Here is a 24,405-nt window from a genome sequence, read left to right on the forward strand (position 1 = left end):
CGTTGATAGGTTGCAGGTGTAAAGGTGGTAACATCAAAGCCGAGCAATACTAATTACCCGAAACTTTCTTGGTCCCAGATGGCTGGATGGTTCTTCAAGAACTGCTTTACTTGACGATATGTTATAATGATAAATAAAGAAATTTAGGTGGTTATAGCATCGGGGTTCCACCTCTTCCCATTCCGAACAGAGAAGTTAAGCCCGATCACGCCGATGGTACTGCGCAAGTGGGAGAGTAGGTAGCCGCCTTTTAAGAAACCCTCATCAGGAAACTGGTGAGGGTTTTGTCATTTATGGCTATCCATTATGTTGCACAATATCTCGTCATTAGGCTATGCCTTTTTTTTCAGTTATCTTTGTACCCATAAAATAAGACAATTATGAGTGAATTGAATGAACTGTTGAAAAGACGCAGAAGTACGAGAAAATATACCGAAGAACTTCTTAAGCCGGAGCAAGTGGAGCTATTGTTGAAAGCGGCGTTATTGTCTCCTGCATCTAAAAGCCGCAATCCGTGGGAATTTATTGTAGTGGAAGATAAAGAGATGCTTAAAAAGCTTGCCGGTTGTAAGAAGCATGGTGCTGCTTTGATTGAAAATGCAGCTCTTGCTATTGTTGTGGCAGCAGACCCCTTAAAAAGTGATGTGTGGATAGAGGATGCTTCCATCGCATCTATTCTGATTCAACTTCAGGCTGAAGACCTTGGATTAGGCAGTTGCTGGGTGCAGGTACGGTGCCGTGAAACTGAATACGGAATTGACTCAGAAGAATATGTAAAAGAACTGCTTGAATTGCCGCAGCAATTAGGGGTACTTTCTATCATTGCCATTGGCCACAAAGCTGAATTCCGCAAACCGTTTGATGAAGAGAAGTTGATGTGGGAGAAAATCCATATCGGTAAATGGCGAGTTGACGAATAAATTAAGTCTCCTGAAATACGGCAATTGAGAGTCGAATTCAATTATTAAGGTATATGGCAATTAAGAAGGACGAAAATAAACTGGCTGCCGGTATTACGATATTTGCATTAGGTATCATTCATCTGCTTACCCGAATGCGGATTGCACCGGTTCAATCTGCATTCTGGCAGGAATTGATTGACTGGCGTAGTATTATCTTGATAGCCGCACTGTCATTTCTTATAGTTAAAACAGATAAGACGCTCGGGATTATACTTCTTGTATTGGGTATTCTTCTCCGTATGGGGCTTATTCTGCACTATATGGGAAATTGGGAAGCATACCTAATGCCGCTTAGTCTGATTGTATTTGGTTCAATCTTAATCATAGGAGTCTTACGTAAATGAGAATTGTATTAATTGGGGCCGGGAATCTGGCCACACGTTTGGGGATCGCTCTTCATGAAAAAGGATGTACGATTGCTCAGGTTTATAGTCGCACAGAGCAGTCTGCTCAAGCATTAGCTGAAAAAGTGGGTGCAACGTTTACCTGTAAGATTAGTGATATTGTCAATGATGCAGACCTTTATGTTTTCTCTGTAAAAGACGATGCCCTCCCTGAACTACTGCGTCAAATGCATAAAAACGAGGCGCTTTGGGTGCATACTGCGGGAAGTGTTCCAATGGAGATTTTCAGTCTGCATACTGAGAATTTTGGCGTATTTTATCCGCTCCAGACCTTTAGTAAACAAAAGGAGGTTGATTTTTCAACCATTCCCATTTATATAGAAGCTAATCAGCCTCAGCATCTCGAACATTTGAAAAAACTGGCTGCACGCCTTTCTTCGCAAGTGATAGAAGCCTCTTCCGAACAACGGAAGGCATTGCATGTTGCTGCTGTTTTTGCCTGCAATTTTACTAATCACATGTATGCCATTGCTGCAACTTTGTTGGAGGAAAAAGGGTTGCATTTTGACCAATTGATTCCTCTGATTAATGAAACGGCAGTTAAAATCAATACGTTGCATCCCAGGGACGCACAAACCGGACCGGCAGTTCGTTTCGATAAGCAAGTCATTGGCCGTCATCTTGAAATGTTAGAGGATGAGAGGCTAAAAACGATATATAGTCTGTTGAGTGAGAGTATTCACGAAACGGCAAAAAAACGGAATAAAGATTTATGAGTAGTATCAATTACGACCTGAAAAAGATAAAAGCCCTGTTGTTTGATGTAGACGGCGTTCTTTCTTCAGATACGGTGCCGCTTCACCCGAATGGAGAGCCGATGCGTATGGTCAATATCAAAGATGGATTTGCCATGCAACTGGCGGTGAAACGCGGTCTGATAATCGGAATAATTACCGGTGGAAAGACCAATTCGGTAAAGATGCGTTTTGAGAATCTGGGGGTAAAACATATCTATATGGCCTCTTCGCATAAGATTGATGACTTCAATGATTTCATTGCCAAGACAGATTTGCAAATGGAGGAAATTCTTTACATGGGAGACGACATTCCTGATTACCCGGTGATGAGACTAGTAGGATTGCCATGTTGTCCGTCAGATGCTGCGCCGGAAATTAAAGCGGTTTCGAAATACATATCTCAGATTAAAGGCGGCAACGGTTGTGGCCGCGATGTCATCGAGCAGGTGCTAAAAGCGCAAGGTAAGTGGATGAGTGACGAAGCATTTGGGTGGTAATTCTATTGACCATTTAAACATTTATTATTTACAATTGGAAAACCCTGTTTTCTCGTTTACTCCCATTCAATGAAAATATTCGACAATCTATCAAAATACAATATTCTGTTAGCCTCAAATTCACCGCGACGTAGGGAGTTGTTAAGCGGACTGGATATCGGTTATGAAGTGGTAGCGCTTCCTGATGTGGATGAATCCTATCCGGCAGAGTTGGTTCATAGTGAAATACCGACCTTTATTGCCCGTCAGAAAGCAGCGGCATACGAATCACATCTGGAGAAAAATACCTTACTGATTACAGCTGATACCATTGTATGGCTTGATGGTGAAGTCTTTGGCAAACCAATCGACGAGGAAGATGCCGTGAGAATGCTCAAAGCACTTTCAGGTAAAACGCATGAGGTTATCACCGGTGTCTGTTTGACCTCTAAGAACAAGCAGAACGCTTTTCACGTTACTTCCAGCGTCCGCTTTGCAGAGCTCGACGAGGAGGAAATCCGCTATTATGTGGAGAAATACCGCCCGTTAGATAAAGCCGGTGCTTACGGAATTCAGGAATGGATTGGTTACGTGGGTGTACAAGAATTGAAAGGTTCTTATTTTAATGTAGTGGGACTTCCGATTCAGCGGCTGTATGAGGCGCTGAAGGGTTTCTAATAGGAATGAGGGGATGATTGATTGAGGGATAGATGAATCCCAGACGTATAAGTAAAACGTATAACTTAAAACTTTAGATACATGTTTTCAGGAATCGTAGAAGAAGCGGCAACCGTAGTTGCCTTGCAGAATGACCAGGACAATCTGCACCTTACCATGCAATGTTCATTCGTGAACGAGCTGAAAATCGACCAAAGTGTCGCACACAACGGTGTTTGCCTGACTGTGGTAAGTCTGACCGAAGACACTTACACCGTTACCGCTATCAAGGAAACCCTTGAACGTACCAACCTCGGATTGCTGAAGGTGGGCGACAAGGTAAACCTGGAGCGCAGTATGATGATGAACGGCCGTCTGGATGGTCATATCGTGCAAGGGCATGTGGACCAGACCGCTGTTTGCAAAAAAGTAGAAGAGGCTAATGGTAGCTGGTATTTTACTTTCGAGTATGCTTTTGACAAAGAGATGGCTAAAAAAGGCTATATGACGGTAGATAAAGGTTCGGTGACGGTGAATGGCGTGAGTCTGACCGTTTGTAATCCGGCTGACAACAGCTTTCAGGTAGCCATTATTCCATTTACTTACGAACATACGAACTTCCACCAAATCAAGGAAGGTTCTGTAGTAAATCTGGAATTCGATATTATCGGTAAATACCTGAGCCGGATGATGAAATTTGCATAATGCTATCTTGTAGATAAAGAAAGCGGTCAAAGCCAACGTAATGTTGATTTTGACCGCTTTACTTTTTTATCAAAGAAGGTCTTATTTATCCAGCTTCTTTACATTTCCTGAGCCGATAATAGAGGATTTGACTTCGGCATTTCCTTTATAGTAGATGTTGCCGACACCCCAAATAGAAGCCTTGAGTAATTTATCAACGTTACAGCCGATGTTTCCGTTTCCTTTAAGGCTGCAACCTGCATTGGAAGCAAACAGCTCATCAGCACGGATTTCTCCACCACCAACTACGCTATATTTGGCTTCAACCGTTTTGCCTTTGACCAAAACATCACCAGAACCGGTTAGCAGACTTACGGTAAGCTTGTTGCAATCCAGGTTGGTCATTTTAATCTGGCCGCTTCCCGAAACCGCAAGTTTCAATTCCTGCGAGGTAATCTTGTCCTTACTTTCCACGATTACGCCTCCGGTAATATCCACCAGACTGATTTCAGGGCTAAAGACATAAATCAGCAGTAATCCGTTCTCGACATTCGCCATATTGATGTATTTAATGGCCAAAGACTCCTTCTTTTCGTCGGAAGTAATATCGAGCAAATTCACCACATTTTCTTCTCCGTAGATACGGACATATCCGGCAGAGTCACGGTTGGTTGAATAAATCACATTGGCTTTTACGTGATTAACAATCAGTTTTTTGAAGTCGCTCACCTTTTTAATCTTCTGGATGTAGTGATTATCACCGATTACTTTTTTGCCTATCTGGGCATTTGCGCCAATGGCTAACAACAGAAATGCCGCAAGGAATAGATTGAAACGTTTCATTGTAATGTCGTTTTAGTTAGTGTTAATTTAACGATGAGCGTTCTGGATTTAGTATTCGCAGCCGTATTTCTCAACGATTTCGTCAAAGATATGGAATAAATCGGAAACATGTTCGGCGCGCAGCATTGCGATGCGGGTTTCTTTAAAGTTCGGTATTCCTTTGAATATCGGAGTGGCAGCCAGGTGGCGGCGGATGTGCAATATTCCGCGGCGTTCGTCCAGGCGCTCCACGCTTTGGTTTACTTGTTGACGCATAATCTCCATCTTTTCGGCAAAAGAGATTGGAGGCATGTGTTCCCCCGTTTGTAGGTAATGTTTTACCTCTTTGAAAATCCAGGGACGACCGATTGAGCCGCGGCCAATCATCACCGCATCCACCTCGTGCAGGTCAAACATGCTCTTGGCAGCTTCGGGAGTCACAATGTCACCGTTCCCGATGATGGGAATGTGCATGTGGGGATTGTTTTTTACCTCTCCGATTAGCGTCCAGTCAGCCTCGCCGGTGTACATCTGGCTGCGGGTACGGCCGTGGATAGTAAGAGCTGCAATGCCACAATCCTGCAACTGTTCGGCCAGCTCGACGATGATTTTAGAATCGTTATCCCAGCCCAAACGGGTTTTTACCGTTACGGGAATATTTACGGCTTTAGCTACCTCGCGGGTGATTTCGAGCATAAGTGGTACATTGCGCAACATACCCGAACCGGCACCTTTACCGGCCACACGTTTCACCGGGCAGCCAAAGTTGATGTCGAGGATATCCGGTTTCGCCTCTTCACAGATTTTGGCGGCTTCCACCATCGTTTCCACATCACGGCCGTAAATCTGGATGGCTACGGGACGTTCTTCATCACAGATTTCGAGTTTTAGCCGGGTCTTATTGACACTGCGGATGAGTGCATCGGCTGACACAAACTCCGTATAAACCATATCGGCGCCAAACTTTTTGCACATCAGGCGGAATGACGGGTCAGTCACATCTTCCATCGGTGCCAAAAAAACGGGGCGTTCGCCCAGGTCGATATTTCCTATTTTCATATTTATGCAAATGCTATTTTTATTGAATACAAAGATACTCCACTCGGAGGAGACTACCAAAGAGCGAGCATTGTCGCATAGTCACTTCCATTGGTCAAACAATGGCTTTCGTCAGTCGCACAGTGACCACCTTCGATTGCACAATGATCATAGACACTGACACAATGGCATTGATCGGTCTCGCAGTGGTATTCGCACCTGACACAATGGCATTTGTCACTCCAGCATTGATCTCCGCAGATCGCGCAATGACCATCTTCAGTCACGCAATGATGATCGCAGGTCACGCAATGGCTTTCATCACCCGCGCAATGACGATCTCAAGTAGCGCAGTGGTCAACAATGATAGCGCAATAGAGATCTACGGTCGCGCAATGGCCAACAACGATACCGCAATGACATTCGTCACTAGCGCAATGGCTTTCATCAAAATCGCATTTTCTTCCATTAATCAAAGAAGTATTCGCAAGGGGCTCACCAGATAAACGGAATAAACCGTTTCGTCCGTTTCATATATTCGCGGTAAGATTCTCCAAAATAGGTGATGCATTCCTTTTCATCCATTATTGCCGTCAGATACAAAAACAGTGTTGCGCACAAAGCAAAAGGGAGTAGAAGCAGGCTGGCATGTTTGAAGTAGATTCCCCAGTTGAGTATGATAAGCGAGCAATACATCGGATGGCGGATATATTTATATATGCCGGTCTGAATCAGTTCGGTCGTTTTTTCAAAATCGTAGAGCGGTTCATCGTGACGCGCATGGCCGGCTTTCCCCATTTTTCTGAATAATAGCAATCCGGCTGTAACGGGATAGATGGAGACGAAAAGCAATATCCACGAAACAATTTGCCCAAAGCTGTAGGGCTCTACAAACCAATACCGGTAATTCACGGCCAAAAGCCACGCCATACACTCCCAGGCAAAGAAACGATAAAAACCATGACTCCGTAAATGAAAAAGTGTGTGCCACGAAGCCGCGATTATCAACACACTCATTCCACCGAAAATAATAAGATTATGTGCCATCCCAATCTACAGTTTGGGTATAAAACAAAAAATGAAGAGAGTAGTTCCCTTCATTTTTCACTAATAACACACACAATTACACTCACGCTATCTCTTGATGTTATAAGGCAGCCAGTTGGTCGGCCAATTTTTGTACATGATCTTTCGCTTTGGTTAATACTGCCTCTTCACCGTGCTGCATGGCAACCATAGCGTAAGATACATTGAGATCAACAAACTCCATCTGAGTCAGCTTAAAGGTCTGGATAAGCGGAACCAGTACCTCTTTTACGCTAATTTGATTATATCCCGTTGATGAATAAGCCTCTTCCGGCCCACCGGTGGTGACGGAAAGCAAGACCTTTTTTCCTTTAAGTTTGTCGCCGTTTTCCCCGTATGCAAATCCATAAGTGAAAACATCATCGAACCACTTTTTCAGCATTGGAGGCACGCTGTACCAGAATAGCGGGAACTGGAATACTACCACATCCGATTCTTGCAGCAGTTGCTGTTCAGCAGCTACGTCAATCTGATAATCGGGATAAATGGAATCCAGATGGCGAACGGTTGTCGAAGTTGATTCATTCAGTTGGTCGAGAATATATGCGTTTGCTGTCGATTGTCCGATATTCGGGTGAGCTGAGATTACCAAAGTCTTTTTCATAATTCCTATGTATTTGAATTGTTTATCGTTTAATTTGATATTGCAAAGTTGGGAATTATACAGGTTGTATTGGTAACACTTATCAGAAAAGCGGTGGTACTTTTCGGAAATAAAAAAACCTCTCCGATGGAGAGGCCAATAAAATTTACAAATAGGTTTGTTGGATAAACTTCAGTTGTTGTTCCAGCATTTTTACTTTGCGCATATCATATCCGGCTGCTAATGCCGCCTGAATCGGACGGGAATAGATATATCCGGTTTCCAATTCCCGGTGGTGGTCATAATCGAGCTTCATACTCGGTGCATAAGGAGTCATGGAAAGGGTCATTTCAATCATCTTTTTGGCAAAGCCTTCGCTGACTTCTGCACCGCAGTGGTTAGCGCCCTGTATCACTTCGAGCATCAGGTCATAAATCAAGGCCTGACTATCGGCATTTTGCACCAGCTTATCGGTTGTGGTATTGAGCACTACAGTCATGCCATTAAATGGTATGTTCCAAACAAGCTTTTTCCAACGAGCAACATTCAGATCAGGAGCAATGTCAGCTGGCACACCAGCCTGATCAAGATCATCACACACCTGTCGGAGTACTTCGGGATTATTGTTTTGATAAGCCCCAACGGTCAGTTTGCCGAAATCAAGATGAGCGATATGCCCCGGCCCGATTTTATTGGAACAGATAAATCCAAGCCCCCCGGCAATGTTCAAATTGGGAAAATCTTTAGCTAAATCCTCTTCTACCCCAAGCCCGTTCTGAATCAGAATCACGAGCGTATCAGGCTTAATCAGTGGGGGTAGCAAAGTTTTCAACAGGTGGTTATTCGTGGTCTTCAGCCCGACGAGGATAACGTCACAAGGTGTCATGTCTGTAGTATTGTTATAAGCCAATACGTTTGACAAATGAAAGTCTCCGGTCACGGAATCCACTTTCAGGCCGTGCTGTTTTACATGCGCATAATCGGTATTGAACAGGAAGTGCACCTCTTTGCCAGATTTGGCCAGCATTCCACCGTAAAATCCACCGATAGCACCGGTTCCTATAACTGCATATTTCAGATTCATAATCATTCAAATTTATCCGGACACAAAGATAATTCCAAAATGTGGTTTGTGTCACGCAAACACGTTCAAATCAGGAGCGAAGAATCTTTGCTCCGTTTGCAAAAATGCAGCCTCTTAAAGAAATAAACACGCCTCTTAATTGTTATAATGTATATCGAAGCTTCATTGCTCGACCTTACGAGTCTTTCGATTCAAAATACTGTTTTCAAGAGATTTAAAGTCTGTACTATTTTTACGAATTTCTGATTTCCGGATTGTTTAATCTTAAACTAAGGAGAAATAATTATGGCACCCAAAATAAATATCAACAGTGAAGAGTGGGTGGACATGGTCTTTGAAGGAAAGAATCAGGCTTACGGCGCACCTGACCTCCGCAAAAGCAGTGCAAAACGTCTTCTGAAAGCTTTTGCAATTGCTGTAACATTATTCTTGTTAGGCATTTGTACTCCTGTTTTCCTGAAATATATAACTCCTAAGAAAAAGATTTCGGATGAATCTATCCGGGAGTTATCTATGATTAAACTGGATAAACCTAAAAAGAGTGCTGATGTACCCAGAGCCATAACATCCCCACCTCCGGCTGCCGTACAGATGCGTTCTTCTATCAAATTTGTTCCTCCTGTCATTAAACCTGATGAAGAGGTTAACGAAAAGGAAGAGTTTGCCACCCAACAGGAAGTAATTAGCTCAAAAGCCGCAGTAGGTGTTGTTACTTATAAAGGCTCTGAAGATATTAACGCTCCGATCCCCAAAAGCACCGAAGAGGCAGAAGCTTCGTCAAGTCAGATTACGGAAGAAGCGCAAGAGGCATTTATTGTAGTCGAGCAAATGCCCGAATTTCCGGGAGGTACCGAGGAATTACAAAAGTATCTGAACAACAACATCCGGTATCCTGTCTCAGCTTTGGAAAATGGAGTTCAGGGCAGGGTTATTTGTGAGTTTGTCGTTAATAGTGATGGCCGGGTCACAAATGCAAAAGTAATCAGAGGTGTTGATGCGTCACTCGATGCCGAAGCGTTACGCGTCATTAACAATATGCCGCCGTGGAAGCCCGGCAAACAAAGAGGAAAGCCCGTAAAGGTGAGATATACTTTGCCGGTCAATTTCAAACTTCAAAACTAAAATCGAGTGATTTCGAGATAGTTTAACCCAATAAGAGAGGCTATTCAGTTAGCTTCTCTTATTTTTGCACCTGAATTCAAATCAATCTTACAGACAATGCTTTATAATTTCGACCAACTACTTATGCTTGTTAATAGCGAAATAGATAACATCAACTTTGATAAACAACCGGCCGGACTTTATCAGCCGGCACAGTATGCCCTTTCATTAGGAGGCAAACGGGTGCGTCCGATTTTGGCCCTTATGGCATGCAATCTGTATAGTGATACTCCACAGCAAGCCATGCAGCCTGCCATTGGCATAGAAATCTTCCATAACTTCACATTGCTTCACGATGACGTGATGGATAAGGCAGATATTCGTCGTGGAAAGCCAACGGTTCATAAAGTCTGGTCTCCCAATACGGCAATCTTATCCGGTGATGCCATGCAAATCATAGCCTACCAATGGGTGGCTCAATGCCCATCGGCTCATTTGGCGGAAGTCATCAATCTATTTTCTCAGACAGCGCTTGAGATTTGCGAGGGCCAGCAATACGATATGGATTTTGAAAACCGTGATGATGTTACGGTTGACGAATATCTGGAGATGATTCGCCTGAAAACGGCTGTTTTACTGGCTTGCGCCCTTAAGACTGGAGCCATTATCGGAGGTGCGTCGGATAAAGATGCGGACTTGTTGTATGAGTTTGGAGAGAAAATCGGTCTGGCCTTCCAGCTCAAAGACGATTTACTTGATGTATATGGAGACCCTGCGAAATTCGGCAAAGCCATTGGCGGAGACATCACCTGCAACAAAAAGACTTTTATGCTGATAAAGTCTCTCGAATTGGCCAATCCACAACAAAAAGGACAGTTTGAAGCTTGGTTAAATAAGACGGATTTTGACCGTGAAGAAAAAGTGGCAGCCATTACAGCTCTTTACAATGAAGTAGGAATAAAGGCGCTTTGCGAAGAAAAAATCAACGAATATTACCAGCAATCAATTGCTGCATTAAACGGGTTAAATGTGACTTCCGAACGTAAAGCTGAACTGCTTTCTTTGGCGGATAAATTAATGTATCGCGAATCTTAATCAGGATCTAATGAATTTAATTGATACGCATTCCCATATTTACCAGGAAGATTATCTCGATGATATAGAGCAGGTCATAGCCAATGCCCGTGAACATAGCATTTCCCGTATTTTCATGCCTAACGTTGATCTGGAGTCCATTCAGCCGATGCTTGATCTGGAATCAAAATATCCGGGCTATTGCATTCCTCTGATGGGTCTTCATCCGACCAGTGTTGATAATAACTACCAGACCCAATTAAATCGGATCAAAGAAGAACTGGATAATCGTAAATATTGTGGTATTGGCGAAATCGGAATTGACCTCTATTGGAGCAGTGAGTTTGCCGACAAACAAAAAATAGTATTTCAAACTCAGATAGAATGGGCTAAAGAGATGCAACTCCCGGTTGTGATTCATGTCAGAAATTCACATCGTGAGACAATGGCCGCATTACAAGAAGTTGGAACTAACGGTTTGACAGGTGTGTTTCACAGTTTCTGTGGGACAGAAGAGGAGGCTAAGGAAATACTTAATCTGGAAAACTTCTTTCTGGGGATAAATGGAATTGTGACGTTTAAGAATTCGAATTTGAAAGATATACTTAAAAACGTACCATTGAACCGCCTAGTATTGGAAACCGATGCTCCCTATCTGACTCCGGCCCCTCATCGTGGAAAACGAAATCATCCCTCCTACTTAAGGATTATCGCAGGTAAACTGGCTGAAATTTATGATTGCGATGTAAAAGAGGTGGCAAACACTACCACCCAAAATGCAAAACAGCTTTTTCCCACAGCATTTCCGGAAATGTAGTACCTTTTTTGGGAAAAATCACATCCAGCCCTTTCCAGCTCGAAAAAAAAGATTACTTTTGCGTCACGTTTCACCGAAAGGAAAACATCAATTAGGAGAGGTGCTCGAGTGGTTGAAGAGGCACGCCTGGAAAGCGTGTAAACCCCTAAAGGGTTTCGAGAGTTCGAATCTCTTCCTCTCCGCTGATTACAAGGCAGTTACAGTAAAATGCGACTGCCTTTTTTTTGTGTCTTATTGTGTAGTTTTTTTGCGCTGGCTTAACTCTGATTTGACTCCAAGGTTAAACCGAGAGTTAAACCAGAAAAAGACATGAATGCAAGTGTGAATGTGGTGGGCTATACAGATCTATATATGGATCAAAGAGAATAGACTTTGAGGAAATTTATAGATTTTGTCTTTGTATATATGACAAAAGACTCCGGATTTCATCCGGAGTCTTTTGGTAGCCCATAGGAGAATCGAACTCCTCTTTCAAGAATGAAAATCTTGCGTCCTAACCGATAGACGAATGGGCCCTCTATAATTGTATTGCTCAATACTATTTTGAGGCTCAGCTATACTATGCGCCGATTAAGCTAATTTGTTCACGTAAACAGCCAACTTAGATTTTAAGTTGTTAGCTTTGTTTTTGTGGATAGTATTTTTCTTAGCCAATTTATCCAACAAACCACTTACGCTACGATACAATGCAATTGCTTCTTCTTTATTTGTAGTTGAGCGCAATTTTTTCACTGCATTTCTCGCTGTTTTTGCGTAATATCTGTTACGCAATCTTCTTACGCGGGTTTGTCTGATTCTTTTTTCTGATGATTTATGATTTGCCATCTCGACTAATCTCCTTAAATTCGTTAGTTTTTATTTTTATTGTAGCCCATAGGAGAATCGAACTCCTCTTTCAAGAATGAAAATCTTGCGTCCTAACCGATAGACGAATGGGCCTTCTTAGGTAGGTGCTTTCTTTTTATTCAGCAACCATGTTTCCCGTTTGCGAGTGCAAAGATAGAACAGATATTTGAATTGACAAAATGTTCTGATGAAAAAATCATCTTTCTGCTTGTTTTTTTGAGCCACCTAACTCGAATATCAGCTCTGGTTTTATGTAATTCATTTATATTCAGGGTGTATTATTGCTTATTATGTGATGGTGATTAAAATGATAATTTCTGAAGAAATATCATTAAGGTTCAGCGGTAATTAGACTGGACTTGAATTTTCATACGTATTGCAATAATTATTGAATGAGATAAATGGTCTATTTTAATCCGTTGTATTCCTATTTGTATAATAAAGGGAACTTGTTTTTGAAATGAAGGGCAGGAAAATGTTACTTTTGCTGACTTTTGTGTGTAAAGATTATGATAGAGAAAACCAGAAGCATTGTTTTGTATTCACTACCTTATAAGGACAACTTGTCTATTGTATATCTGTTGACTGAAAAAAGAGGGAAACTGTCTTGTTTTCTGCCTGTGAGCAGAAGCAAAAAAACAGTTATTAAATCTAACATGTTTCAGCCGCTATCGATATTGAATCTGGAAATCGATTTTCAAATAAAAAAAGATATCCATCGGATTAAAGAAGCACAAATAGATACACCCCTTAACCAGATCCCATATCATCCCATTAAACTATCCCTGGCTCAATTTTTAGCCGAATTTATTTATAAGGCGGTGCATGAGCATGAGCAGAGCCTGAATCTATTTCATTTTATTGAACATGCGATTCAGATTCTTGATTTATCAGAAAAGAGTGTCGCGAATTTTCATCTGGTATTTCTGTTTAAACTGTCTGCGTATTTAGGATTTTACCCGAATATTGACCACTATGCTGATAATACCTATTTTGATTTGATTAATGGGATTTATACTGATAAAACTCCATTCCACAATCATTATTTGAAAGCTAAAGAATCAAAAGTCTTGCACGATATTCTTCAATTAACCTTTGATAATCTACATGAATATCCGCTTTCTCGAGAAGAACGACAACAGATTATCTCTATTCTTTTTGAGTATTACCGACTCCATCTGACTGGTTTTCCGGAAATAAAGTCATTTGAAGTACTTAAAATGCTCTTCTGAACAAATTCTGAGTTTGCTTAATATCCGAATTATATTAATTTTGCTGTCGATTTTGCCCTTGTAGTTCAATGGATAGAACGAAAGTTTCCTAAACTTTAGATTCGGGTTCGATTCCCGGCGAGGGTACAAATAAGAAAAGCCTTGTAGTCATCTGATTGATCATCAGATTACAAGGCTTTTTTATTGGGGGAAATTGTAGTGTTATTCCAAAGTAATTCGATGAACATCTACTTTCTCCTTCAGGAAGACGGATGCAGCAATCGCAAATTTAGCTTCAGACTCTGTCGTGTAGAAACTACAACGGCCCTGTTTGGTGCATTTTTCATCCATCTCAGGATGGCGTTGCAGATAATCCTGAAGGCTTTTGACAACATATTGTCCCTGAGATAACAATCTGACTCCTTCCGGTAAAAACTGTTTGATTTTAGGCGCTAAAAGAGGATAATGGGTACAACCTAAAATAAGAGTATCAATCTGTGGGTCCTTGCAGAGAATATTATCCACATACTTTTTTACAAAATAGTCAGCTCCCGGTTGGTTATATTCCGAATTCTCTACCAATGGAACCCACATCGGACAAGCTTCACCAACGGTTACAATGTCAGGATAAAGCTTTGCAATTTCAATATTATACGTCTGGGACTGAATGGTTCCGGCGGTTCCTAAGACACCTACGTGCTTGGTTTTTGTAATTTCATTGACAATTTCGACAGTAGGGCGAATGATCCCCAAAACACGACGATTAGGGTCTATATGTGGCAGATTCTTTTGTTGAATGTTTCGGAGAGCTTTAGCTGATGCTGTGTTACAGGCCAGAATGACCAAATGACACCCCATTTCAAATAACTTATTTACCGCCTGCAGGGTAAACTCATATACGACCTCAAATGAACGTGGCCCATAAGGGGTCCTTGCATTATCTCCCAGATATATATAATCGTACTGGGGCAATATTTCCCGGAAATGTTGGAGTATGGTCAACCCGCCATATCCTGAATCAAATACGCCAATTGGGCCGGGTTGAGAGGGCAGCTTAGTCATAATTTTACGATTTAGAGATAATGTTAGAACCAGATTTAGGTAAATGCTCTATATCAAGTAGGTTGAAAAAAGAAAAGGATGATATAAATCATCCTTTTCTTTTTTCGTATTTTAAAACCTGATTATCTTCTTGGTTTTGCAGCTGGAGCAGCCGGTTTTGGAGTTGTAACTCCAGGTTTAGCAGTTGTAGCAGCTGGTTTTGGCATAGCTTTAAGTTTTGCCTTTACCAATTCTGTAACGTCAATGCTTTTAGTTGAAGATATGTAAAGAGCTGAGTTTTTATCCATGATATATACATATCCGTTTTCGTCTCCTACAGCTTTCACTGCTTTTACGATCATTTCCATAACTGATCTTTCGAGTTCAGACTGTTGTTTCTGAATCTCTTCACTGCTTTGTTGTTTGAAGTTGTTGAAACGTTGTTCCAGTCCTTGCAATTCCTCAATTCTACGGTTTTTGATGCTTTCTGGCAAAGAGTCTTTTGCGCTTGTAAACTCAGTGTACTTTTTGTTCAAATCGGAATACATTTGGGCAAGCTCTTTTTCGTATTGTTTTGATGTATCGTCAAGCTTCTTTCTTCCGTCAATCATTTCAGGCATTGAAGATGCTAAATCCTGAATACTAACATGCCCGAATTTAAGATCCTGAGCAAATAAACCTACTGAACAAATTAATAGTAGTGATAATGCGATTTTTCTAAGCATAAAAATAATGGTTTATAAATGTTTGATTTAGATGCGCAAATGTAGAAATTTATTTTGAATAACCGAGCTTAGCCAACACTTCATTACTAATATCTATTTTGGGATTGGCAAATATGAAGTTATTAGCAGAGGATTTATCCAAAACCAACATATAACCTTTTTCTTCAGAAATGGCTTTGACAGCATTGTAAATATCGTCCTGGATGGGTTTGATAAGGCTTTCCCGTTTTTTGAAAAGCTCACCATCCTGTCCAAAATATTTGCGTTGTAATTCGACTACTTCCTTTTCTTTCTTCACGATTTCTTCTTCTCGCTTAGTTTTCATCTCATCTGACAGAAATACCATTTCAGATTGGTATTTCTTATACATCTCTTTGGCTTGTTTCGATGAGGCATCTACCTCAGCCTGCCACTTAGCGGATACTTTATTCAGTTGCTCTGAAGCCATTTCGTATGATGGGATATTTTTCAAAATATACTCTGTATCAATAAGTGCAAACTTTTGAGCCATACCCGAACATGTTGCAGCAACAAACAAAACAGCTGCGATAATCATCTTTCTCATAATGCTTTTGTATTAAAGGTTAATAACTTATTTGACTATTTTGAGAATGTAAAATACATCTGACTTTAGAATTCCTGACCGATAATGAAGTGGAAGTTGCTACCACTATATTGTCGGGTCAATGCTCCGGTTGACGACGCTACTTTATCAAATCCGTATGCCCAGTCAATTCCTAAAAGTCCAATCATCGGAAGCATGATACGTACACCAACACCAGCAGAACGTTTTAAGGTAAACGGATTGAAATCTTTAATATCAACCCAGGAGTTGCCGGCTTCGAGGAATGTCAATCCATAAATGGTCGAAGATGGTTGTAAAATGAATGGATAACGCATCTCAAGACCAAGTCGTGAATAGGCATATCCATAACCTGCGTTTGATAAGGAGCCATTTTGATATCCTCGCAAAGCAACGGTTTCGGTTGCATACATACCAGTATATCCGGTCATACCATCACCTCCCATATAGAAGGTTTCAAATGGCGATTTCTTATCTTTATTATAGTAACCAACAAATCCATAATCCGCACGGGTAGCTAAGATGAATTTATTGGTAATAGGCATAAATGTACGTGATTTGAATTTCCATTTATGATATTCTACCCATTTGTATTTCTCCGCATTGTTCGTGATTTGAGAATAATCTTTTCCGTCAAACAATGAGTAGGGTGGAGTAATTTGAGCTGATAACGTGAATGTTGATCCGTAACGGGTAAATGTCGGATTATCAATCGAACTTCTGCTTAAAGTCAGATTCAGGCTGAAATTGTTGCTGTTACCATTAGTTACAAGGAAATAATTCCAGTTTTTCATCATATAACGTTGCAAAGATAGCTCTGACTGGAATGAGAAATAGTCATCAGGCCAGGTCAAACGTTTGCCGAACCCAACAGAAAGCCCCAGCATTTGCATATATTTTTCGGGGTCGATCATTGATGAATAGTCATAATAGCTATTACCGTATCCGCCATAAGAGCTTCCATAATAATTGCTGTAATAGTTGTTATAATAGCTGTTATTATAGGTGCTGCTCATTCCGGTCTGTTTACTGTAATATGCCGATACAGATAAAGAGTTGGGACGTTTTCCTCCAAACCAGGGCTCCATGAAAGAGATACTGTAAGATTGATAATACTTCGCATTGGTCTGTCCACTGATAGTTAGGGTCTGTCCATCTCCTTGTGGTATAATTCCCTTATAGGTACTCGGATGCAAGAAGTTTCTCATAGAGAAGTTCGTGAACTTCAGGCTTAATTTACCGATAATACCGGTTTGTCCCCATCCTGCAGAAAATTCAACCTGATCATTTGCTTTTGATTCCAAACCGTAAAGAATATCCACGGTTCCGTTTTCCTGATTCGGAGTTGGGCGGATATCCATGTTTTCAGGGTTGAAGTGTCCGGTTTGAGCAATTTCACGAGCCGAACGCTGGATATCTGATTTGTTGAATAGCTGGCCTGGCTTAGTACGAAGCTCACGGCGAATCACATGTTCATACAAGCGGTCGTTACCTTTGATTTCTACTTTATTAATTGTTGCGGGTTTGCCTTCTGTGATACGCATTTCTAGGTCAATGGAGTCGTTAGAAACATTAGCTTCAACCGGTTCAAGATTAAAGAACAGATAACCGTTATTCATGTATTCATTAGCAACAGCATCGTCATCTGCCTGAGTTCGGTCGTCAAGCATTTTCTGATTATATACGTCTCCCTTCTTCATCCTCAATACCTGATCCAGGTAAGATGACGGGTAAATGGTATTTCCAACCCATTTAATACTGCGGATATAGTATTTTTTACCTTCGTCAAGAGTCAGGTAAACATTGACCAATTGCTCATTGACTTTAGCTATACTGTCTTTAAGAATAACAGCGTCTCGATATCCCAGTTCGTTGTATTTCTTAATTATCAATTCTTTATCTGCTGCAAAGTCTGTTTCTACGAATTTCTTTTGACGGAAAAAGTTAAGCAGTTTCCCTTTTTCGTTGGTTTTTTTCATTACGCGTTGAAGTCTGTTTGCCGTCAATGCCTGATTTCCGTTAATGAAGATATTCTGAACTTTGGTCTTCATTTTACGGTCCACTTCAATATAAACCTGTACCTGATTTTCTTTACTCAGGTCCTCTTTCTGCTCAATTTTGACATCCACATTACGGAATCCTTTTTCTTCGTAATGTTTTTGAATCACTTTTTTTGCCCGGTCAATGATGTTTGGGGTAATCTGGTTACCTTTAACCAAACCCAGTTTTGACTCTATATCGTCTTTATCAGACTTTTTCATTCCGATATAATTAATCTCGGAGATGCGGGGGCGCTGCTTGAGCGCTATATCAAGCCAAATCTTGTTTTTGTAGATTTTAGTTGCCTTGATTTGTACATCGGAGAAAAGACCATGTTTCCAGAAACGTTTCACTGCATTGGTGATGTCATCTCCCGGAACAGTAATCTGCTGACCAACTGTTAGCCCTGAAAAGCCAATAATCACGTAGTCTTCATAATTCTTTACACCTGAAACGGTAATACCTGCAATCTCATATTTTTGAGGAGAATTGTTGTATTGAATAACCGGATTAACAATGGTGTCTTGTGTGGCTGTTTGTTGCGCATTAACTATTGCGCATCCGGCAATAAAGGCAATCGTGAAAATAAGTTTCTTTAGCATTTGCATTGAATATTCTTCGGTTAGCTCGATTATTTTACTTGTTCACTTGTCTTTCCGAAACGTCGTTCACGTGTCTGGTAAAAGCAAATGGCTTTATAGAGACTTTCGGCATTAAAATCAGGCCAAAATTCATCAGTGAAATAAAGTTCGGTATAAGCAGCCTGCCACAGCAGGAAGTTACTGATGCGGATTTCCCCGCCTGTGCGAATCATCAGGTCAGGATCCGGAATTTCTTTGGTGGTTAGCATTTGACTAAATAAGGATTCGTCAATCTCTGACGGATCAAGTTTCTCCTCTTTTGCCAAAGTCGCAATCTTTTGCGCTGCGTTTAATATTTCCCAACGGGACGAATAGCTCAAAGCCAGTACCAGCGTTAGTCCGGTATTCTGAGACAGATCGTCAATGCAGTTGAATAATTTTTCGCGAACTTCCGGGAAAAGTCTTTCAGTATCCCCGATAACCTTCATCCGGATGTTATTTTTATTCAGGTTCGCTTTTTCGTGCTCGATGGCATGAACCAGCAATCCCATCAATGCCTGAACTTCCTCATCTGGTCTGTTCCAGTTTTCACTCGAGAATGTGTACAGTGTAAGGTATTCAATTTTCAGATCAACAGCAGCTTCAATAACCTTACGTACACTTTCTACACCGTATTGGTGGCCATAACTTCGGGGCTTGCCATGAAGTTTAGCCCAGCGTCCGTTTCCATCCATGATAATGGCGATATGGCGAGGGAGCTTTTGAGGATCTATCTGTGTTTTTAATGTCATTATTTATTCTTATTACATCTGCATCCGCGTTCCCAGAAATCAAACGTCAGATTAAATTTCAGGTATGATACCCAATCGTTATTTTTAAAAATGCTGCTATTTGCCTTATATGGATTATCCAGTGATGGATCTCCTTCAAAGTTATCTTTGAACATCATATTGGCCGAATATTCCAAACCAACACTCCACCGATGAAAAATCTTATACTTAATACCTACACCGATTGGTAAATAGGGTATTACTGACCCGTTTACGAAGTTTGTACCAATTCCGGTGAAAATGTAAGGTGTAAAACGTCGCGTCTCCTTATATTCAAAACTATCGCTATAGCTGAAAAAACTGTATTCCAAATGTGCATTTGCATCAAAATAGTTAATCGTTTTAGATGCTACATTTGGGTCCGGCAGATTTTCTTTAATCGGATCGTAAGCGGCATTCGCACTTAACAAATCCAGTTTCAAAGCCGTACGGAAGTTGAAATTCCGACGGAGACTGATGCCAAACACTGACTGCGGTTTCTGAAAATAGGCATAGTTATTGGCATCGCCACTATAAAAAGAAGCTCCTGCTGTTGGGCCTATCTCATAAAGATATTGCTGTGCATTAGCAGATTCTGACAAACCGAGAACGATACAGGTCAGTACGATTATTTTTATTGTAAGTTTCATCTTCAATGGCTATTAACGTTATCTATAAATAACGCCAAACCGTTATCTTCAGTATTTACGGCTAATAAAGATTACTACTTATTAAGAAAGCCAAAGCGATTGATACGACCTCTCCAGATCTCTTTTACCGGTCCTGATTGGTTATACCCTCCAAAAATCCACACGAAATCATTAGCATCTACATAAGTTGATGCATTGGCGCGTGCAACAAATGTTTTCGGAAGATTTATCATAGAATCCTGCTTTTGCCAGGAGATACCGTTATCAATAGAGGTGTACATATCATTATTATATGCACTGCTTCCCTGACCTCCGGCTACCACCATTTTACCATCATAATAGAAAGCTATAGCTCCTTTCCGGGCAGAGAATCCTTTGTAATATTTCGCATAACTGTAATAGTTATTGATGTTAGCAGCATATTGTAATTCACCGTAACTATCCCAATACATTTGATAAACGTAAGGTTTTAAAATACCATCTTCTTCAATAGCACCAATTACAGTTAATTTATTTGATTTAGTTCCTGGTTTTATTATCACAGAGAAGTCACTAACCGGAAACTTCTCCTGTTCGTCGGAAGCTGTAATGTCACGACAATTGGTAAACGAATTACCATCGGTAGTGTAAGCCAGGTAATATTTGCCTCCCACTGCTTTTTCAACCATTAAGCGGCTGTCGCCAGTCGGTCCGTTGATCGCTCCCAATATGGCTACAAATCCGGTTTCGGGGATTGCTGTCTGTGCCCAGGACTTACCATCTGTGGATTTGTAAAGTTGCTGACTGGAAGTGGTTATATACAATGCTCCGTTAAATGCGGTGATTGAGTTGACATCTGCATTAGCAGGAAAGCCGCTTAAACTCTCGCTGTTCCATTGTATGCCATCCCCTTGAGCTGAACTCCACAGAGAAAATCCTGTGCCTGCATCAAAGTAGGTAAGGAATTTATCTTGAAAAGCGACTGTTTTGCTTGAGTTATATGAGAAATTCCAGGCGGATGAGTTAAGCATTTGCCAATCCAATGAGTCTGGCACCTGTTGGTGTACATTCAGTTTTACCTCGTAGGTCTTAGATGTCTTTCCATCATACGCTACGACTTTTATATGGAACGGATTGGCAAATTTGATTGAATCAGTAGAAGAATATGTTGCAGAATCTGTTCCGGAGTAATAGATAGTCGCTTTTGAAGCTGAAGCAAACGAAATGGTTGCCAGTAATTTAGTCTTCAGGCTCGTGCCAACAGGGAGGGAGTCCGCATTGTAAATCAGGTTTTGATTCTGATCAATCGTAAAATGAACCAGGCTCAGATTAGCTGCAACCGAGTCATTTTCGACAAGCTTGAATGATGTGATTTCAGCATCAGTTGACAGGTCTGTAGAACTGCTATCGGTGCTGTTACAAGCGATAAGGGCAAAGAGAAAGGAAAAGAGACTTAAACGAATGAGCTTATTTATTTTCATTTTCGTGTGCATTGCATGAGTTAAAGTCGGGAATAAGAGCTGCAAAAATAGAAACAATTTTGGGTTAGAATCTACATCATCCAAGTATTACATTGAAAATTTAGAAATATTAGCGATGAAAATTCAGAATCCTTTATTATAAAAGAAAGAGACGCAGAATAAAGGGATAGTGCTGCATCCGGGAGAGCTGTGTTTCTGTATTTTGAGATGAGTTTTATTGAAAACGAAAAAGGTTGTCTCACGACAACCTTCAACCTTTTATTAACCTTAAATCTAATACCATGAAAAACATGATGCAAAGATAAAGGTTTTATGTTATTCAGCATAATTCTCGTTTGAGAAAATCGCTATGTTTTAACTCATTTAACAGTCGAGTGTTATTTTGAAAGGGCTCGTTTATTTTCATGTATAGATTGAATGCATTGTCCTTTCAAAATGTAAGCAAATGACCTATTCAACGTACAACACCAGTCCTTTCAGGTATTCGCCTTCGGGATGATAAATGTTGATCGGGTGATCGGCCGGCTGTGTAAGCTGATGCAAAATTCGCACCTTACGTCCAGATTGAGCTGCTGCGCTAAATACCGCTAGTCTGAAATTATCCTTGCTTACGACCTGTGAACACGAGAATGTGAACAGAATGCCTCCGGGCTTAATCTTGCGGAAGGCTTTTGCATTCAGCTTTTGGTAGCCCTGGAGCGCATTGCGCAGTACATCTTTATGTTTTGCAAATGCAGGTGGGTCAAGAATGATGAGATCGTAATTATCCCCCATATTGTCCAAAAACTTGAAAGCGTCCACCGCAAAAGCTTCGTGGCGTGGATCACCCGGGAAATTAAGCTCAACGTTTTTATTGGTAAGTTCGATGGCTTTGCCGGAGCTGTCCACAGAATGCACCAGTTTGGCATTTCCACGCATTGCATAAAATGAGAATCCACCGGTATAGCAGAACATATTGAGTACGGAACGACCTGCTGAGTATTTCTCCAGCAACGAACGGTTGTCGCGCTGATCCACGAAGAAACCGGTTTTCTGGCCTTTGAGCCAGTCGGCATGAAACTTCAGGCTATTCTCAACGGCAACCGGCTCGGCATGTCCGCCCAACAGAAATCCGTTCTCCTGACCCAGTTCGGCTTTATAAGGAAGTGTAGTTTCCGATTTATAGTAGATATTTTGCAAATCGTTACCCATCACCTCTTTCATGGCTTTGGCTACTTCATGTCGGGCAAAGTGCATGCCGGGAGAGTGTGCCTGCATGACGGCAGTTCCCGCATACACATCTACGATTAATCCGGAGAGGTTGTCACCTTCACCATGTACCAAACGATATGCGTTATTTTGCTCTCCTGCAACCAATCCCAGGGTTTTACGCAGTTCGAAGGCAGCCTTAAGCCGTTTTACCCAAAACTGGTGATCGATCGCTTCCTGCTCGAAGGAAAGGACGCGTACTGCAATGCTGCCAATCTGCGCGTGACCGATGGCGATGAACGTTTTTTCAGCGGTGTAAACTTCCACCACTTCGCCTTCTTCCGGATTTCCCTCCGCACGGGCGATTGCCCCGGAGAAAACCCAGGGATGGAAACGTTTCAACGATTGGTCTTTGCCGGATTTGAGAAATATTTTTTTGTATGACATATTATTCGGTTAATGAATTCGGTTTGGTGTTCAGGTTTTCTTCGATCTCTTGCTCGGTTTGTATCAGTGTTTGATAGATCCGAAGGGATGCCCAGGCATCGGTAGCTGCATATTTCTTTTGAGCTTCGGTCAGCACATCGGCCTCCCAGTTGGTGAGGCGCTGGCTTTTCGATATTTTCTGGCGGAAAAGCAGGGCAAATATTTTTTGTAGGCTGTTGTCGAGGATGCCGTATTGTTTTACGAAATGCTGAAGTTCGACTTGCCCTTTGGGGATAAACGGCGTTCTTCGGCCCAAAGCTACAAAGTCATCCTTGATCGCCAAGCCAATCTTCTTGACCTTTTCGTCGGTAAGCAATGAAATGACGGATGCCGGCAGCCCGATGTGGTTGAGCCGGAACAAGAAGCAGGTGTCTGCGGTAGAGAGTTGAAGCAGGCATACCTGGTGACGCACACCTTTCTTAAAGGCGGGGCGGGTCTCGGTGTCAAAACCGATTTCTTCGAATTTTGACAGATAGGCAACTGCCTTGTTGGCCTCTTCTTCGGACTGGACTACAAAGATCCGCCCTTCGAATAGCACCACCGGCAGAGTGTTTATCTCCTCTTTTGTGATATTTGAATGAGTCAACTTATTCCCAATTTTTCAATTCCTGATCAATATCGTCAGACTCCCACTGGTTGTGGCCAAACCAGTCGCCCTGACCCTCTTTTTCACTGTCGGTCTCATCTTCAAGTTCGTCTTCGTTAAAGCGGAGGTTGTGCAACGCCGCGAGACCGTTTACCAGTTTCTGTCCCCAGAAAGCGGCAAAGTTATCCTTGCAGGTGAGAAGGGCATCGTTCATCGACGGTTCGTAACCGATGCTATATACCATGGTGAAGTTTTTGATATCTTGGTAGATGTCGGCCAAATCCTCCGAAATGTTGGCAATCACGGCTGTATCGCTGAATTTCATTTCGGGGTGGAAGGTAACCAAATAGTCGTCTTTGCTACCCAAGATGGATGCAACCGTATTGGCAATCATGCCGTAAGCCTCTTCGGTGACAAACTCTTCGGCCGGTTCCTCATTTTCGGCAACGCTGTCGGGCAACAGGGTCGCTTTCAGGTAAAGAAGAGGCAGAAGTTTCACGCAGCGATCGACGAACTCGGTGCGGCTATATTCCGTGGCCTGTTCGAGCAGGCGGCAATATTCCACACCGACCGTTACGAACTCAACGACATTTTTTGAAAATACGACTTGGTTTGATTCCATTTTGTCCGAATAATTTGGGCAAAAGTAGCAAAATTAATTCACTCTAACAGTG

At 41.6% G+C, this 24,405-nt stretch carries 27 protein-coding genes, 4 tRNA genes and 1 rRNA gene; 14 read left to right on the forward strand and 18 right to left on the reverse strand.

Features of this window, described 5'->3' with window-relative positions; translation table 11 throughout:
• The first annotated feature begins 143 nt into the window (after nucleotides 1-143).
• From rrf to MLE17_RS07465, 7 genes are all read left to right on the forward strand, one after another.
• Nucleotides 144-252, forward strand: a 5S ribosomal RNA gene (rrf, locus tag MLE17_RS07435).
• A 128-nt stretch (nucleotides 253-380) separates the two neighbouring features.
• The gene (locus MLE17_RS07440; protein WP_243348133.1) at nucleotides 381-920 is read left to right on the forward strand and encodes a nitroreductase family protein; all 540 of its coding nucleotides are present in this window, start codon (nucleotides 381-383) and stop codon (nucleotides 918-920) included.
• 53 nt (nucleotides 921-973) lie between these two features.
• Complete coding sequence (locus MLE17_RS07445; protein ID WP_243348134.1) at nucleotides 974-1,306, forward strand: hypothetical protein; 333 nt, start codon at nucleotides 974-976, stop codon at nucleotides 1,304-1,306.
• The gene (locus MLE17_RS07450; protein WP_243348135.1) at nucleotides 1,303-2,082 is read left to right on the forward strand and encodes a Rossmann-like and DUF2520 domain-containing protein; all 780 of its coding nucleotides are present in this window, start codon (nucleotides 1,303-1,305) and stop codon (nucleotides 2,080-2,082) included. Before MLE17_RS07445 ends, MLE17_RS07450 begins: the two co-directional genes overlap by 4 nt.
• Complete coding sequence (locus MLE17_RS07455) at nucleotides 2,079-2,600, forward strand: KdsC family phosphatase (RefSeq protein WP_243348136.1); 522 nt, start codon at nucleotides 2,079-2,081, stop codon at nucleotides 2,598-2,600. Before MLE17_RS07450 ends, MLE17_RS07455 begins: the two co-directional genes overlap by 4 nt.
• A 75-nt stretch (nucleotides 2,601-2,675) precedes the next feature.
• Nucleotides 2,676-3,257, forward strand: a complete 582-nt coding sequence (locus tag MLE17_RS07460; protein WP_243348409.1) for a Maf-like protein — start codon at nucleotides 2,676-2,678, stop codon at nucleotides 3,255-3,257.
• Between the two features lie 81 nt (nucleotides 3,258-3,338).
• Complete coding sequence (locus tag MLE17_RS07465) at nucleotides 3,339-3,941, forward strand: riboflavin synthase (protein ID WP_243348137.1); 603 nt, start codon at nucleotides 3,339-3,341, stop codon at nucleotides 3,939-3,941.
• Nucleotides 3,942-4,022: 81 nt separating this feature from the next.
• Here MLE17_RS07465 and MLE17_RS07470 read toward each other — a convergent pair whose 3' ends face one another.
• On the reverse strand, nucleotides 4,023-4,763 hold the full coding sequence (locus MLE17_RS07470) for a GIN domain-containing protein (protein ID WP_243348138.1): 741 nt from the start codon (nucleotides 4,761-4,763) through the stop codon (nucleotides 4,023-4,025).
• A gap of 48 nt (nucleotides 4,764-4,811) precedes the next feature.
• Nucleotides 4,812-5,801: a tRNA dihydrouridine synthase DusB gene (dusB, locus tag MLE17_RS07475; protein WP_243348139.1), complete on the reverse strand. Its 990-nt coding sequence runs from the start codon at nucleotides 5,799-5,801 to the stop codon at nucleotides 4,812-4,814.
• Between the two features lie 164 nt (nucleotides 5,802-5,965).
• On the opposite strand from dusB, the gene MLE17_RS07480 reads away from it, so the two are divergent.
• Nucleotides 5,966-6,286 carry a hypothetical protein gene (locus MLE17_RS07480; RefSeq protein ID WP_243348140.1) on the forward strand — a complete coding sequence of 107 codons (321 nt, stop codon included), beginning with the start codon at nucleotides 5,966-5,968 and terminating at the stop codon, nucleotides 6,284-6,286.
• Here MLE17_RS07480 and MLE17_RS07485 read toward each other — a convergent pair.
• The 3 genes from MLE17_RS07485 to MLE17_RS07495 form a co-directional block, all read right to left on the reverse strand.
• A complete protein-coding gene (locus MLE17_RS07485) occupies nucleotides 6,276-6,827 on the reverse strand; it encodes a methyltransferase family protein (RefSeq protein ID WP_243348141.1) in 552 nt (183 codons plus the stop codon). The two genes, MLE17_RS07480 and MLE17_RS07485, sit on opposite strands and share 11 nt — an antisense overlap.
• Before the next feature lie 100 nt (nucleotides 6,828-6,927).
• Nucleotides 6,928-7,470 (reverse strand): NAD(P)H-dependent oxidoreductase, encoded by a 543-nt coding sequence (locus MLE17_RS07490; RefSeq protein WP_243348142.1) that lies wholly within the window; start codon nucleotides 7,468-7,470, stop codon nucleotides 6,928-6,930.
• A 145-nt stretch (nucleotides 7,471-7,615) separates the two neighbouring features.
• Nucleotides 7,616-8,533 carry a putative 2-dehydropantoate 2-reductase gene (locus MLE17_RS07495; protein WP_243348143.1) on the reverse strand — a complete coding sequence of 306 codons (918 nt, stop codon included), beginning with the start codon at nucleotides 8,531-8,533 and terminating at the stop codon, nucleotides 7,616-7,618.
• Nucleotides 8,534-8,818: 285 nt separating this feature from the next.
• Here MLE17_RS07495 and MLE17_RS07500 point away from each other — a divergent pair, with 285 nt between their 5' ends.
• From MLE17_RS07500 to MLE17_RS07515, 4 genes are all read left to right on the forward strand, one after another.
• A complete protein-coding gene (locus MLE17_RS07500) occupies nucleotides 8,819-9,655 on the forward strand; it encodes an energy transducer TonB (RefSeq protein ID WP_243348144.1) in 837 nt (278 codons plus the stop codon).
• Between the two features lie 96 nt (nucleotides 9,656-9,751).
• The gene (locus tag MLE17_RS07505; RefSeq protein WP_410795605.1) at nucleotides 9,752-10,729 is read left to right on the forward strand and encodes a polyprenyl synthetase family protein; all 978 of its coding nucleotides are present in this window, start codon (nucleotides 9,752-9,754) and stop codon (nucleotides 10,727-10,729) included.
• Nucleotides 10,730-10,739: 10 nt separating this feature from the next.
• A complete protein-coding gene (locus MLE17_RS07510) occupies nucleotides 10,740-11,525 on the forward strand; it encodes a TatD family hydrolase (RefSeq protein WP_243348145.1) in 786 nt (261 codons plus the stop codon).
• 94 nt (nucleotides 11,526-11,619) lie between these two features.
• Nucleotides 11,620-11,707, forward strand: a tRNA-Ser gene (locus tag MLE17_RS07515).
• 258 nt (nucleotides 11,708-11,965) lie between these two features.
• On the opposite strand, the gene MLE17_RS07520 is transcribed toward MLE17_RS07515, so the two are convergent.
• From MLE17_RS07520 to MLE17_RS07530, 3 genes are all read right to left on the reverse strand, one after another.
• A tRNA-Glu gene (locus tag MLE17_RS07520) sits at nucleotides 11,966-12,040 on the reverse strand.
• 55 nt (nucleotides 12,041-12,095) lie between these two features.
• Nucleotides 12,096-12,350, reverse strand: a complete 255-nt coding sequence (rpsT, locus tag MLE17_RS07525; RefSeq protein WP_243348146.1) for a 30S ribosomal protein S20 — start codon at nucleotides 12,348-12,350, stop codon at nucleotides 12,096-12,098.
• Between the two features lie 42 nt (nucleotides 12,351-12,392).
• Nucleotides 12,393-12,464 (reverse strand) — tRNA-Glu (locus MLE17_RS07530).
• Nucleotides 12,465-12,880: 416 nt separating this feature from the next.
• On the opposite strand from MLE17_RS07530, the gene recO reads away from it, so the two are divergent.
• Together recO and MLE17_RS07540 are read left to right on the forward strand one after the other, a co-directional pair.
• Nucleotides 12,881-13,603, forward strand: coding sequence for a DNA repair protein RecO (recO, locus tag MLE17_RS07535; protein ID WP_243348147.1), 723 nt, complete (start codon nucleotides 12,881-12,883; stop codon nucleotides 13,601-13,603).
• A gap of 54 nt (nucleotides 13,604-13,657) precedes the next feature.
• A tRNA-Arg gene (locus MLE17_RS07540) sits at nucleotides 13,658-13,729 on the forward strand.
• Nucleotides 13,730-13,804: 75 nt separating this feature from the next.
• Here MLE17_RS07540 and murI read toward each other — a convergent pair.
• From murI to MLE17_RS07590, 10 genes are all read right to left on the reverse strand, one after another.
• Nucleotides 13,805-14,647 carry a glutamate racemase gene (gene murI, locus MLE17_RS07545; RefSeq protein WP_410795613.1) on the reverse strand — a complete coding sequence of 281 codons (843 nt, stop codon included), beginning with the start codon at nucleotides 14,645-14,647 and terminating at the stop codon, nucleotides 13,805-13,807.
• 119 nt (nucleotides 14,648-14,766) lie between these two features.
• Nucleotides 14,767-15,348, reverse strand: coding sequence for an OmpH family outer membrane protein (locus MLE17_RS07550; protein ID WP_243348149.1), 582 nt, complete (start codon nucleotides 15,346-15,348; stop codon nucleotides 14,767-14,769).
• 49 nt (nucleotides 15,349-15,397) lie between these two features.
• Complete coding sequence (locus MLE17_RS07555) at nucleotides 15,398-15,913, reverse strand: OmpH family outer membrane protein (protein WP_243348150.1); 516 nt, start codon at nucleotides 15,911-15,913, stop codon at nucleotides 15,398-15,400.
• 65 nt (nucleotides 15,914-15,978) lie between these two features.
• On the reverse strand, nucleotides 15,979-18,573 hold the full coding sequence (gene bamA / locus MLE17_RS07560) for an outer membrane protein assembly factor BamA (protein WP_410795606.1): 2,595 nt from the start codon (nucleotides 18,571-18,573) through the stop codon (nucleotides 15,979-15,981).
• Nucleotides 18,574-18,602: 29 nt separating this feature from the next.
• Complete coding sequence (locus MLE17_RS07565; protein WP_243348152.1) at nucleotides 18,603-19,343, reverse strand: isoprenyl transferase; 741 nt, start codon at nucleotides 19,341-19,343, stop codon at nucleotides 18,603-18,605.
• The gene (locus MLE17_RS07570; protein ID WP_243348153.1) at nucleotides 19,343-20,011 is read right to left on the reverse strand and encodes a DUF6089 family protein; all 669 of its coding nucleotides are present in this window, start codon (nucleotides 20,009-20,011) and stop codon (nucleotides 19,343-19,345) included. Before MLE17_RS07570 ends, MLE17_RS07565 begins: the two co-directional genes overlap by 1 nt.
• Before the next feature lie 74 nt (nucleotides 20,012-20,085).
• Nucleotides 20,086-21,471, reverse strand: a complete 1,386-nt coding sequence (locus tag MLE17_RS07575) for a DUF6242 domain-containing protein (RefSeq protein ID WP_243348154.1) — start codon at nucleotides 21,469-21,471, stop codon at nucleotides 20,086-20,088.
• Nucleotides 21,472-21,921: 450 nt separating this feature from the next.
• A complete protein-coding gene (locus tag MLE17_RS07580) occupies nucleotides 21,922-23,106 on the reverse strand; it encodes a class I SAM-dependent rRNA methyltransferase (RefSeq protein ID WP_243348155.1) in 1,185 nt (394 codons plus the stop codon).
• 1 nt (nucleotide 23,107) lies between these two features.
• Complete coding sequence (locus tag MLE17_RS07585; RefSeq protein ID WP_262920301.1) at nucleotides 23,108-23,731, reverse strand: 3'-5' exonuclease; 624 nt, start codon at nucleotides 23,729-23,731, stop codon at nucleotides 23,108-23,110.
• Between the two features lies 1 nt (nucleotide 23,732).
• On the reverse strand, nucleotides 23,733-24,353 hold the full coding sequence (locus tag MLE17_RS07590) for a DUF5063 domain-containing protein (protein ID WP_243348156.1): 621 nt from the start codon (nucleotides 24,351-24,353) through the stop codon (nucleotides 23,733-23,735).
• Nucleotides 24,354-24,405: the final 52 nt, after the last annotated feature.

The sequence above is a fragment of the Parabacteroides sp. FAFU027 genome (genome assembly GCF_022808675.1).
In the GTDB taxonomy this organism is placed as follows: Bacteria; Bacteroidota; Bacteroidia; order Bacteroidales; family UBA7332; genus CAXXIC01.